The organism is Comamonas sp. GCA5 (assembly GCF_036541385.1).
Taxonomy (GTDB): Bacteria; Pseudomonadota; Gammaproteobacteria; order Burkholderiales; family Burkholderiaceae_C; genus Comamonas; species Comamonas aquatica.
Genome location: NZ_JAZHFR010000002.1, coordinates 59,144 through 71,208 on the forward strand (window position 1 = coordinate 59,144; position 12,065 = coordinate 71,208).

At 64.0% G+C, this 12,065-nt stretch carries 11 protein-coding genes and 4 tRNA genes; 4 read left to right on the forward strand and 11 right to left on the reverse strand.

From position 1 onward, the window contains the following. Window positions 1–23: 23 nt before the first annotated feature. From thiS to SJH88_RS00925, 4 genes are all read left to right on the forward strand, one after another. Window positions 24–221 (forward strand): sulfur carrier protein ThiS, encoded by a 198-nt coding sequence (gene thiS / locus SJH88_RS00910; protein WP_045267014.1) that lies wholly within the window; start codon window positions 24–26, stop codon window positions 219–221. A 79-nt stretch (window positions 222–300) separates the two neighbouring features. Then, complete coding sequence (locus tag SJH88_RS00915; RefSeq protein ID WP_042412950.1) at window positions 301–1,107, forward strand: thiazole synthase; 807 nt, start codon at window positions 301–303, stop codon at window positions 1,105–1,107. Then, window positions 1,100–2,020, forward strand: a complete 921-nt coding sequence (gene thiE, locus SJH88_RS00920) for a thiamine phosphate synthase (protein ID WP_274753347.1) — start codon at window positions 1,100–1,102, stop codon at window positions 2,018–2,020. Before SJH88_RS00915 ends, thiE begins: the two co-directional genes overlap by 8 nt. A 158-nt stretch (window positions 2,021–2,178) precedes the next feature. Further along, complete coding sequence (locus SJH88_RS00925) at window positions 2,179–3,228, forward strand: porin (protein ID WP_042412953.1); 1,050 nt, start codon at window positions 2,179–2,181, stop codon at window positions 3,226–3,228. Between the two features lie 273 nt (window positions 3,229–3,501). Here the strand turns inward: SJH88_RS00925 and SJH88_RS00930 are convergent, their stop codons facing one another. The 11 genes from SJH88_RS00930 to uvrC form a co-directional block, all read right to left on the reverse strand. After that, the gene (locus SJH88_RS00930) at window positions 3,502–4,014 is read right to left on the reverse strand and encodes a hypothetical protein (RefSeq protein ID WP_274753348.1); all 513 of its coding nucleotides are present in this window, start codon (window positions 4,012–4,014) and stop codon (window positions 3,502–3,504) included. Between the two features lie 163 nt (window positions 4,015–4,177). Further along, a complete protein-coding gene (locus tag SJH88_RS00935; RefSeq protein ID WP_274753349.1) occupies window positions 4,178–5,155 on the reverse strand; it encodes an MlaD family protein in 978 nt (325 codons plus the stop codon). Window positions 5,156–5,186: 31 nt separating this feature from the next. Then, complete coding sequence (locus tag SJH88_RS00940) at window positions 5,187–5,987, reverse strand: MlaE family ABC transporter permease (RefSeq protein ID WP_274753350.1); 801 nt, start codon at window positions 5,985–5,987, stop codon at window positions 5,187–5,189. Between the two features lie 132 nt (window positions 5,988–6,119). Further along, window positions 6,120–6,195, reverse strand: a tRNA-His gene (locus tag SJH88_RS00945). A gap of 55 nt (window positions 6,196–6,250) precedes the next feature. Next, window positions 6,251–6,326, reverse strand: a tRNA-His gene (locus SJH88_RS00950). A 65-nt stretch (window positions 6,327–6,391) separates the two neighbouring features. Then, window positions 6,392–8,293, reverse strand: a complete 1,902-nt coding sequence (locus SJH88_RS00955; RefSeq protein ID WP_274753351.1) for a SurA N-terminal domain-containing protein — start codon at window positions 8,291–8,293, stop codon at window positions 6,392–6,394. Between the two features lie 316 nt (window positions 8,294–8,609). Beyond that, window positions 8,610–8,685: transfer RNA gene (locus tag SJH88_RS00960), tRNA-Val, on the reverse strand. Between the two features lie 59 nt (window positions 8,686–8,744). Next, window positions 8,745–8,820: transfer RNA gene (locus tag SJH88_RS00965), tRNA-Val, on the reverse strand. Window positions 8,821–8,838: 18 nt separating this feature from the next. Then, a complete protein-coding gene (locus SJH88_RS00970) occupies window positions 8,839–9,111 on the reverse strand; it encodes an HU family DNA-binding protein (protein WP_043387285.1) in 273 nt (90 codons plus the stop codon). Window positions 9,112–9,408: 297 nt separating this feature from the next. Then, a complete protein-coding gene (gene pgsA, locus SJH88_RS00975; protein WP_045267020.1) occupies window positions 9,409–9,978 on the reverse strand; it encodes a CDP-diacylglycerol--glycerol-3-phosphate 3-phosphatidyltransferase in 570 nt (189 codons plus the stop codon). Between the two features lie 65 nt (window positions 9,979–10,043). Then, window positions 10,044–11,987, reverse strand: a complete 1,944-nt coding sequence (gene uvrC / locus SJH88_RS00980) for an excinuclease ABC subunit UvrC (protein WP_274753352.1) — start codon at window positions 11,985–11,987, stop codon at window positions 10,044–10,046. Between the last annotated feature and the right edge of the window lie 78 nt (window positions 11,988–12,065).

Below are 12,065 nucleotides of genomic sequence, written 5' to 3' on the forward strand. Positions count from 1 at the left end.
CCGACAATACGGGCCTTTTGCTTATGAACATCACCATCAACCAGCAGGCAGTGCAACTGCCCGACCCGGCCAATGTGGCCGACGCCGTGGCCCACTGGCAGGCCCAGCCACCGTTTGCGGTGGCGGTGAATGCCGAGTTCGTGCCCAAATCGCTGTACGCCACGCGCCAGCTGGCCGAGGGCGACCGCCTGGAAATCATCGCCCCCGTGACGGGCGGTTGAGGGTCCGGGGCACCGCTTCTTCATAAAATCAGCTACCAGCGCTTGTCTATCAAGCGCTGGCAGCTATCAAAATTTAGCCATGAGCACACCTACCCCCGCCGCAGACAGCCTGGTGCTGTACGGCCAGACCTTCCAAAGTCGATTGCTGCTGGGCACATCGCGCTACCCCTCGCCCGCCGTGCTGGAAGCGGCCGTGGCCCGTGCCAAACCCGCCATGGTCACCGCCTCGCTGCGCCGCCAGGGCAGCAACGCCGCCGAAACCGGCGCCAGCTTCTGGGAGCTGCTGCGCCAGCTGAACGTGCCCGTGCTGCCCAACACCGCCGGCTGCATGACCATCCAGGAAGCCGTGACCACGGCCCAGATGGCGCGCGAAGTGTTCGACACCCCGTGGATCAAGCTGGAGCTGATCGGTGACGACTACACCCTGCAGCCCGACACGCTGAACCTGGTGGAGGCCGCCTCCCTCCTGATCAAGGACGGCTTCCAGGTGCTGCCCTACTGCACCGAGGACCTGGTGCTGTGCCAGCGCCTGGTCGACGTGGGCTGCCAGGCCGTCATGCCCTGGGCCGCCCCCATCGGCACCGGCCGCGGCCCCGCCAACCCCTACGCCATGCAGGTGCTGCGCGAGCGCCTGGACGTGCCCCTGATCGTCGATGCCGGCCTGGGCCGCCCCAGCCACGCCTGCCAGGTCATGGAGTGGGGTTTTGACGGCGTGCTGCTGAACACTGCCGTGGCCCTGTCCGAAGACCCTGTGCGCATGGCTGGCGCCTTTGCCGACGCCACCCAGGCCGGCCGCGACGGCTACCTGGCCGGCGCCATGGCCGAACAGACCGCCGCCCAGCCCAGCACCCCCGTCCTGGGCACACCGTTCTGGCACCATGACTGAGTTGCACATCCCCGCCATGGCCCAGGCCATCGTGGACGCCCACAGCGCCACCTTCGCCCCCGACGAACAGCGCCTGCCGGCCCAGCCCACGCCAGCGGCCACCCGCCAGGACCCCGCCTATCTGGCCGCACTGCAGGCCTGCAGCGCGCTGGGCTTCATCGCCATCGACGCCGAATGCCTGGCCCAGGCCTGGCAGCGGCAGAGCGTGCGCACCGGCAGCTTTGACGCCCACTGCTGGCCCTGCGACCCGCAGGACTTCAGTCTGGCCGGGGCAGATCCGCAACTCGCCTTCCCGCCCTGCCCGCGCGCGCTGGGGCTGTATGGCGTGCTGCCCACGGCCGAGTGGGTGGGCCGCATGGCCCGCGCCGGCGTGCCCACGGTGCAATTGCGCTTCAAGAGCGATGACCAGGCCGCCATCCGCCGCGAAGTACAGGCCGCCGTGCAGGCCGTGCAAGGCACCGGCGCGCGCCTGTTCATCAACGACCACTGGCAGGCCGCCATCGATGCCGACGCCTACGGCATCCACGTCGGCCAGGAAGACCTGGACGCCCTGGAAGGCGCACAGCTGGACGCCATCCGCGCCAGCGGCCTGCGCCTGGGCGTCAGCACCCACGGCTATGCGGAGATGGTGCGCGCCCATGCCGTGCAACCCAGCTACATCGCCCTGGGTGCCGTGTTTCCCACCACGCTCAAGAAAATGGCCACGGCCCCGCAAGGCGTGGCCCGCCTGCAGGCCTATGTGCGCCTGATGCAGCAGTACCCGCTGGTGGCCATCGGCGGCATCGCGGCCGAGCAGTTCCCGGCCATCCTGGCCACCGGCGTGGGTTCCATCGCCGTGGTGCGCGCCCTGGTGAATGCCCCCGACCCTGATGCGGCCGCGCAACAGTTGCTGGCTTTCATCCCCGCGTCATAAGCCGTTCATCCAGCGCCGCCGCAGCGCCCCGCCCCACGTCCCGCACACTGGCACAGCTTGTGCTTTGTATACAAAGCAGCACTTGGGTGCCGCCCGTGCACCTGAAGTGGGCAATCGGCTGACCGCTTTTTAATTCGACCTTTTGAGGGAGTTCCTCCGTGAAAAAATCTCTGATCGCTTTTGGTGCCGCTCTGGCCTGCATGGGCGCTGCCCAGGCACAAAGCAATGTGCAACTGTCCGGCCTGGTGGACATGTACGCCGGCTCCATGAAAACCGCAGGTTCTGATCGCACCAGCCAAGTTGGCTCGGGCGGCATGACCACCTCTTGGTGGGGCATGAACGGCACGGAAGACCTGGGCAACGGCCTGAAGGTGGGCTTTGCACTGGGCGCCTTCTTCCGCGCGGACACCGGCACCCCTGGCCGCACCGACGTCGACAACTTCTTCGCCCGTGACGCCAACGTGTCGCTGTCCGGCGGCTTCGGTTCGGTGAAGCTGGGCCGCTCCATGGCCCCCAACTTCCTGCCCACCATCCTGTTCAACCCCTTCGGCGACTCCTTCACGATCTCGCCTCTGGTGCTGCACGCCAACATGAGCTTTGTCCCTTCCGCCAATTCCACAGCTGTGGATACCGGCTGGAGCAATCAGATCACTTATTCGACCCCCTCCGTGGCTGGTTTCCAAGCCAACGTGCACTACCAGTTTGGTGAACAAGCTGGCAAGTCGGGCGCTAACAATGTCGGCGCCAACCTGACCTACCGCAGCGGCCCTCTCGCATTGACCGCGTTCTACGAGCAAGCCGACATCCTGGGAACTCCATCCACTCCCACTTATACAGCTGGCAATAAGAATGAAAACTGGATGCTGGGCGGCACTTACGATTTTGGCGCTGCCAAGTTGTACGCCACATACGGTCAATCCGAGAAGGAAGTGGCCTCTATCCAGACCCTGGACCAAAAAACCTACAGCCTGGGCTTGGATGTTCCGGTTACCAAGGCCGGTACGCTGAAGCTGGCCGCCGCTTACTCTGACCGCGATTACAGCGCCCAGACTGACAACAAGCGCACCACCGTGACGCTGGGTTACGACCACTTCCTGTCCAAGCGCACCGATGTCTACACTGCCGTGATGTATGACAAGCTGAGCTTTGATGGTGCCAAGAACGAAACAGGCACCAGCGCTGTCATTGGTATTCGCCACCGCTTCTAAGCGCAGCAAGCCCCCCCAAAAAAGCGCCCACTCGGGCGCTTTTTTTCATGGTGATTATTCTGAAAAGTGAGCGCATACCGCTCGACTTGAAAGGCTTTCAGAACCCAACACCATCAAGAAGCTTGCTCGGCGCGCGCGAGCCGCTCACTTCTTTGAAAACCCCAAGCACCGATTGCAGCCCAGCGGTGGCAAGCGAGCCGACCACCACAACCCTGCCGCCAATGCCCTCAGACCCGCACACGCGGTGCCTGTGCTCCAACCGTCGCTCCACGCTCAGCGTCCGTCTTCCTGCAACACCTGCAGCCGCAACTGCAAGGCCTGCACCTGGGCGGCATCGCCGGCCTGCTCGGCCAGCCGCTGCTGCACCAGCAGCCACGCCAGGGCGGCCTTGCGCCAGCCCTGGGCAGAAGCCAACGCGGCCACCTGCGGCACAGCAGCGGGCGCCAGCCGCCCGGCGCGCAAGGCCACGCCGGCCGCAGTCAATGCGGACAAAGGGTCCTGGGTTGCGGGCAGCTGCACCACCGGTGCGCTGGCCAGCAAGGCCTGGGCCGTGGCCTGCTGGGCGGCAGGCAGCAGGCCCACATCGTCCGGCGTGTGCCGGGCCTGCAGGTAGCGGGCATAGGCCTGCTCCGCCGGCGCCGCACCGGCCGCATACCGCTGGTAGCGCGGGCAATCGGTCGGCGCCACCACCGCTGCCTGGACGGCACAGTGCAGCAGCGCCACCCGGGCCATGGCCGCCGGCTGCCCGGTGGCCGCCACTTCGGCAAAGGCCTTGCGCCACTCCATCTCGCCACGCGGCGCTGGCCCTGCAGGTCGGCCTGCACGGCGCGCTGTGTGGCCGACTGCGCCTCCAACGCCCAGTTGGGCGTCGGCGGCTGGCTGCTGCAGCCTAGCAACCCTCCCAGACCCAGCACGCCGGCCCACACCCACCGTCCTGCACGTTCCGCGTTCATGGCAGCTCCACCTTTCCATCCTTGGCAAACGGCCACTTGCGCTGCAGCTCCGTCAGCAGGTCTTCCACCTTGCGCAAATTGCTTTCGACTTCGTTGCGCAGCTGGCCGATGTCGGTGCTCGCCTCCTGCACATTGGCACTGATGCCCTCGGCATTCGCCAGCACCGCATCCAGCTTGCGCAGGCTGGTGCGGGTATCGGCCAACACCAGGTTCAAGGTCTGCACCGTGGTGCGCAGTTGCGGCATCAGACCGTCCGCATCGAACACCTGCTGGTCGGTGCGCTGCACCACCCGGTCCATGCGCGCCAGCAACTGGTTGGCGCGGTCCAGCATTTCCACCGTCTTGCGCGCGTTCTCGGGCGTGCCCAGCAGCACCTCCATGGCGCCGCTGTCGCCGTTGAGCTTCTGCCCCAGCAGGCGCACTTGCTCCAGCGACTGGCCCAGTGGCGAGTCGCGGGCCGTCATCAGGCTGAGGTTGTTGAGCAGCTCCTTGGCCATGGCCACCATCTGGGGGATTTCCGCCGTGGCATCGCCGCGCAGCACGGGGCGCTCTGCCCCGTCGTGCAGCGGGGGATCCTGCAGCATGCCGCTGTAGGCCTTGATGGTGGTGCCACCCACCAGGCCCTTGACCAGGGTGAAGACGCTGGATTCGCGCAGCCAGTGCGCATCCTTGCGGGGCACGGTCACCAGAATGCGCACGTTGCCGTCCGGGGCCAGCTCCAGCTTACTGACCCGCCCGATCGGGAAGCCGGAAAACGTCATGTCCATGCCGACCGTCACGCCCTCCGAATCGTCCGAGGTCAGCACCAGGCTCTGGGTCGGCTCGAATGCACCGCGCGCATACAGCAGGTACAGCGCCGCCCCGACGATCAGAGCCAGTGTCAGCAGCAGCAAGGCTGCGGCCTTGCGCTCCAGGTGGCTGACGGCGCGCAAGGCGGCGGTGTCTGCCGCCGCGGGGCGTTCGGAAGGTGGCATGCGTGGCTCAGACAAAATGGTCCCTTCGGATTCAGTAGTAATTGCCCATCAGCGAAGTCAGCTCGATCAGCAGCAGCACGGCAAACATGCGTGCCAGGCCGGAAAGCTCGCCCCCAGGGCGGATGTCGTGGTGTGTGGGCCGGGCATACAGTCCCGTCGATACCGGGATGATGGCCACGGCCAAGCCAAACAGCCAGGTCTTCAGCACAAACAGCAGGGTCACCGAAGGGTTGAACACCTGACCGAACATGCGCGTGTAGCCCGGCAGGCCGGCCCAGGTGAAACCGTACACGCCCAGGTAGGCCGTGACCAGGGCCACCACGCAAGACAGCGCAGCCAGGGTCACGCTGGCGTACAGGCCCGCAACCACGCGCGGCAGCACTTCCACCCGGATGAGGGCCTCGCCGCGCTGCTCGCGCGCCGCCCACTCGCCCGATTGGCGCATCAGCGCCAGCTCCGTGGCATTCGGGATGGTGCAGCGCATCGCCACGAACAAGGCCGCCGTCAGCGGAATCAACTCCAGCACCAGCACGCGGATCACCATCTCCAGCGCATAGCGCGACAGGCCGTAGCTCAGCGCCGTGACCACCACGATGCGGGTGATCACCAGGCAGATCAGTGCCGCCAGCAGCGTGAACCCCAGCAGAATCGGTGCGGTATCCCGGTACATGCGCCGCAAGATCGGGCGCAGGGCATGCCCGCGGTAGGTCGACGGTGACAGCAGCAGCACCCCCACCACGGCCCCCAGATAGCCAATGCGGCCCCAGGCCACCACCATGTCGCGCGCGGCCCGCCAGATGCGCAAGGAAAAGGACGAAGACTGGGAACCCATGCCCTGCATGATAGGCAAAGCCCGCCCATTCACCAATCCAGGCCATGGTCTGCCAAGGCGCCGGATGACCTGCCTGGCCAGCGCAGTACAGACAACAAAAAAGCCTGCATCTTGCGATGCAGGCTTTTTATTTGGGGTGGCTGATGGGGCTCGAACCCACGACAACAGGAATCACAATCCTGGACTCTACCAACTGAGCTACAGCCACCGTAGAGGGATGAAAAAACCCGCCTCTCGCAAAGCGGGTTTTCACTGTCAAATTTTGGGGTGGCTGATGGGGCTCGAACCCACGACAACAGGAATCACAATCCTGGACTCTACCAACTGAGCTACAGCCACCGGAAGAGATTTGTATTGTAGCTTGTTTCCAAGCCCTCAAAAGGAAAGCAAGATGTTTTTCTTACTCAGGGCCGTGCAACCTTGATTTGCACATCGAACTTCTTCTTCAGCAGTTCGTAATACGCCGCGCCTTCTGCAGTGCCAAACAATTGTACATACTGCATGGAGGCCTGCTGATTAAAGTCGGCAGTTCTTCCTGCCTGACCCACGATCCGGTTCACCTTGACGATGGCGTAGCCGGCATCGCCCAGGCTGACACCTTCCCAAGCCGGCAAGCTGTCGGTCTTGGCCTGCAGCGCCGCATCCAGCACCTGGCGGGGCATGCCGACCGGGTTGTCGCGCGACACCACCACCGCAGGCAGCAAGCCCTGCGCCTGGGACGCATCGGCCTTCCACGCCTGGAGCTTGGCCTCACCCGCTTCGCGGGCCAGCACGGCAGATTGCTGCTGCACGTACAGGGTCTTGACGCGATCGGTCACGTCCTCCAACGCCAATTGCTTGGCAGGCTGGTAGTTCACCACCCGGCCGGACACCATCTGGTTCGAGCCCAGATCGATCGCATCGGTATTGCGCTTGTGATCGATGCTGTCCGCCGCAAACAGGGCTTGCAGGAAGGCGGGATTGGCCAGTGGACCTTCGACACCTGGGCGGGGTTCGCGTGTCACACCATCGGCCATTTGCAGCTTCAGGCCCAGCTTATCGACCACGGGCTGCAGGCTGTCCGACTGCTCGTACACCGTATTGGCAAACAACTCGGCCACTTCCGCGTACTTGCGCTGGGCCTGCTGGTCCTTGAGGTCGTTGACGATCTTCTCGCGCACTGCGGCAAAGCTGGGCACGGCCGGCAACTTGACATCCGTCACCTGGATCACGTGAAAGCCGAACTCGGACTCCACCACATCGCTGATCGCACCCTTGGCCATGCTGAACGCGGTTTGTTCAAACTCGGGCACCATGGCACCGCGCCCAAAGAAGCCCAGGTCCCCGCCCTGGGGGGCCGAACCTGTGTCCTGTGACTCGGCCTTGGCCACAGCGGTGAAGCTGGAAGGATTGGCCTTGACCTTGTCAGCAATCGCCTGCGCTTTGGCCTTGGCCGCATCGCGCTCGGCAGCCGACATGGTCTTGGGCGCATTCACCAGAATGTGGCTGGCACGTCGCTCTTCCTGACCACCTGCCAGACGGGCCGCATTTTCCTTGTAATAGGTTTGCAGATCCGCCTCGTTGAGCTCGATGCTGTCACGGACCGACTTCAGGTCCAGCACCACATACTCCACACGGGCCTGCTCGGACTGCTGAAACTTGGCGGTATTCGCGGCATAGAACGACTTCAGCGCCTCATCGCTCACCTGCACCTTCGCCACATAGTCTTGGGGCTTGAATTGCGCCACCTGGATTTCGCGGCGCTGCAGGAATGCATCCATCGCGGCATTCGCCACCACCGGTGTGGCCAGGGCCGTATTCATGACATTGCCCACCACCTGCCCTACCGACATGTCGCGGCGCAGCGAGGCCTCATAGGCCTCGGGGGTCATGCCTTGCGCTGCCAGCAAAGCCCGGTAGCCTTCGGCATCCAGGCTGCCGTCCGGCTTGCGCAGATTGGCAATCGCGGGAATGCCCTGCAGGGTGCGCGCCAATGCGGCATCGCTGGTCACCAGGTGCATTTTTTGTGCAGCGGCCTGGAACACACGGTCACGCACCATGCGCTCAAGGGTGGCGTAACGCGCCTCGGGCGAGTCCAGCAACTTGGCATCGATGCCGGGGTTTTCTGCCCGCAGACGATCACTCTCAACGCGGTGCGTGTTGTCCCAGTCGTTCTGGGTGATGTCCTGCCCGGCCACCCGTGCCACTGTCGGGCTGGCACCCGAAAAGTAGCTCTGATCGATACCGACAAAAATGAACGAGGGAATGATCAGCAAGAACAACAAGATCATGACGAACTTGGAATGCTTGCGGATTGATTCGAGCATAGTCAATCTTTCTGAGGATGCATAAAAAAAGGCGAACTTGCGCTCGCCTTTTACGAATGATGCGTGCCCCGCTCCAAGCACTGGACGGGCATCCTGTGAGGACGCATAGATTCACTGCTGCACACACCACTCGCCATAAGGAAACCCAAAGATTCTACCCTTTGATTGACACGCGCCTTCAGCGATTGCACCGCATCGGCCACGGACAATCGCGCCACAGATTCCCGTGGCGCTGCGCTGCATTGATCCGCGCCAATGCCAGCCACCAACAAAAAAAGCACCGGGATTGCTCCTGGTGCTTTTTGCCACGATGAAGTGGTGGGTGCTAACGGGGTCGAACCGCTGACCTACGCCTTGTAAGGGCGCCGCTCTACCAACTGAGCTAAGCACCCCACTGATCTTGAAATAAAAAAGCATTTAGAAAAATCTAAATGCTTTTTTATACAGTGGGTGGTGGGTGCTAACGGGGTCGAACCGCTGACCTACGCCTTGTAAGGGCGCCGCTCTACCAACTGAGCTAAGCACCCCACTGCCGAAAACCTGGATTAGTTCAAAGCGTCCTTGAGGGCCTTGCCGGGACGGAACTTAGGCACCTTGGCGGCCTTGATCTTGATGGTATCGCCCGTACGGGGATTGCGACCTGTACGTGCAGCACGCTTGCCAACGGCGAAAGTACCAAAACCCACCAAGGAAACTGTGCCACCCTTCTTCAGGGTTTTCTTCACTGCGTCGATTGTGGATTCCAGGGCGCGGGCAGCCGCAGCCTTGGAAATATCGGCGTTGTTAGCAATGTGCTCAATCAGTTCAGTCTTATTCACAAGATGCCTCTCGAGAAATGGTTGTTGGAGCGCCTTTGTGACCAAGCCTTCCCAAAAAAAGGCTCAGCACCCATAGGGGTGCCTGTCAGCGTTAGGCGAGATTCTAGACAGGTTTGCCTAGCATTTTGGCGAAACAAACGTTTTTTTTCATGCACGCAGGCGGGGTGACTTTCCGCATTGACAAGCACTGCCATGTGACGAAGCAAACAGCCACTTTTGTACACCGCCGCAAGGGCCGGGGCAACCCACCAAGCGCCGAGGTGTGCCTTCGGCGCTTCAGTGGATGCATGCATGCATTCAGTGCTTGACCCGGCGGCGGATTTCCGGAATGGCTTTCTGGAGGTAGTAGACCATGGACCAGACGGTCAGCACCGCCGCCACCCAGATCAGCACCTGGCCCCACAAGCGCGTATCCAGCACGCCCAGCAAGCGGCCGTCAAACAGCAGGAACGGAATGGCCACCATCTGCACCGTGGTCTTGACCTTGCCGATCATGTGCACGGCCACGCTCTTGCTGGCACCGATCTGCGCCATCCATTCGCGCAAGGCCGAGATGGCGATTTCCCGGCCAATGATGATCAGCGCCACGAACACATCGGCCCGCTGCAGGTGGACCAGCACCAGCAGGGAGGCGCAGACCAGGAACTTGTCGGCCACCGGATCCAGAAAGGCACCGAACGAGGACGTCTGGTTCAGCTTGCGCGCCAGGAAACCATCGAGCCAGTCGGTGGCGGCAAACACGATGAACATCAGCGCCGCAACCAGGTTGCGGGTCTCTGGCGCCAACGGCGCATAGAACACCCCGACGATCAGCGGGATCGCGACGATGCGCGTCCAGGTCATCAGGGTGGGAATGGTGAAGAACATGGCCGCGATTGTGTCACGGCTGACGCCGCTTGCATGCAAGCCTTGCGCGGCGGCCACCGCCGTCCTCAGCGCAGCGCACGGTAAATGTCTTCGGCCAGGCTGGCCGAGATGCCATCGACCGTCATCAGGTCCTCGACGCTGGCATTGGCCACGCCGCGCACGCCGCCAAAGCGCTGCAGCAGGCGGGCTCGCCGCTTGGGACCGATCCCCGGAATATCCTCCAGCTTGCTCTGCCCCACGCGCACCTTGGCACGCTGCGCGCGCATGCCGGTGATGGCAAAGCGATGGGCCTCGTCGCGGATCTGCGCCACCAGCATCAGCGCGGCGGAGTCGTGCCCCAGGTAGACCTTGGCCCGGCCATCGGCAAACACCAGCTCCTCCAGCCCCACCTTGCGGCCCTCGCCCTTTTCCACGCCGACGATGCGCGACACATCCAGCCCCAGCTCGGCAAACACTTCGCGCGCCATGCTGACCTGCCCCTTGCCGCCATCGACCAGCACCAGATCGGGCAGGCGCGGTGCGCCGGGCTCGGGCTCGGCCCCACCCGCGGCCTGCAGGGCCTGGGCCACCGGCGCATAGCGGCGGTGCAACACCTGGCGCATGGCGGCATAGTCGTCGCCCGGCGTGATGCCCTGGATGTTGAAACGGCGGCACTCGCTGTTCTGCATCTTGTGGTGGTGGAACACCACGCACGAGGCCTGCGTGCTCTCGCCCGCCGTGTGCGAGATGTCGAAGCATTCGATGGACAGGGCTTCCAGGTTGTCCTGCGGCAAATCCAGTGCCTCGGCCAGCGCCCGGGTGCGCGCGTGCTGCGAGCCTTCCTCGGCCAGCAGGCGTGCCAGCTGGATGGCGGCGTTCTGCTCGGCCATCTCCAGCCAGATGCGGCGCTGCTCGCGCGGCTGCTGCACGGCCGTGACCTTGTAGCCTGCCTGCACCGACAAGGCCTGCAGCAACTGCACGTCCACCGCCTCGCTGACCACCAGCACCGGCGGCGTGGGCACGTCGATGTAGTGCTGCGCCAGGAAGGCCTCCAGCACCCGCGCCTCCACCGTGCGCGGCTGCACCTCGTCCTCCGAGGCGTAGACGCCCATGGCGTCGTCCAGCTGCGAGGGGAAGTACGCGCGGTCCCCCAGGTGCCGCCCGCCGCGCACCATGGCCAGGTTCACGCAGGCACGCCCCCCCTGCACCTTGACCGCCAGGATGTCCACATCCTTGTCGTCCGTGGTCTCGATGGCCTGCTGGTGCAGCACCGTGGACAGGGCACTCATCTGGTTGCGGATCTCGGCGGCCTTTTCATACTCCAGCCGGTCGGCGTGGGCCATCATGCGCGCCTCCAGCTGCTGCAGCAGTTCCTGGGTTTCACCGCGCAGCATGGCCTCGGCGTTGCGCACGTCGGCAGCGTAGTCCTCGGGACTGATGTGGCCCACGCAGGGGGCCGTGCAGCGCTTGATCTGGAACAGCAGGCAGGGGCGTGAGCGGTTGGCGAACACCGTGTCCTCGCAGGTGCGCAGGCGGAACACCTTCTGCAGCAGCTGGATGCTTTCCTTCACCGCCCAGGCGCTGGGGTAGGGCCCGAAGTAGCGGTGCTTCTTGTCGGTGCTGCCGCGGTAGTAGGCGATGCGCGGAAAGCACTGGCCCGCATAGCGGCTGGTGTCGCCGTCGTGCGCCGCCACACCGGTGAGCTTGAGGTAGGGGTAGCTCTTGTCGTCCCGAAACAGGATGTTGTACTTCGGGTGCTGGGTCTTGATGAGGTTGTTTTCCAGCAGCAGCGCCTCGGCCTCGGAGCGCACCACCGTGGTCTCCAGCCTGGCAATCTTGCTGACCATGTGGCCGATGCGCGTGCCGCCATGGTCCTTCTGGAAATAGCTGCTCACCCGGCGCTTGAGGTTGCGCGCCTTGCCCACATACAGCAGTTGGTCCGCCGCATCGAAATAGCGGTACACGCCAGGCAAAGCCGGCAAGGCTGCCACCTGGGCCAGGATTTCGGGAGAGTGCTCGACACTAGACATGGCGTGATTGTGGCGCCTGGCGCGCACCGGCACAGCGCACTTGCAAATAAATAGCTGTGAGCGCGCACTGCACAAGGG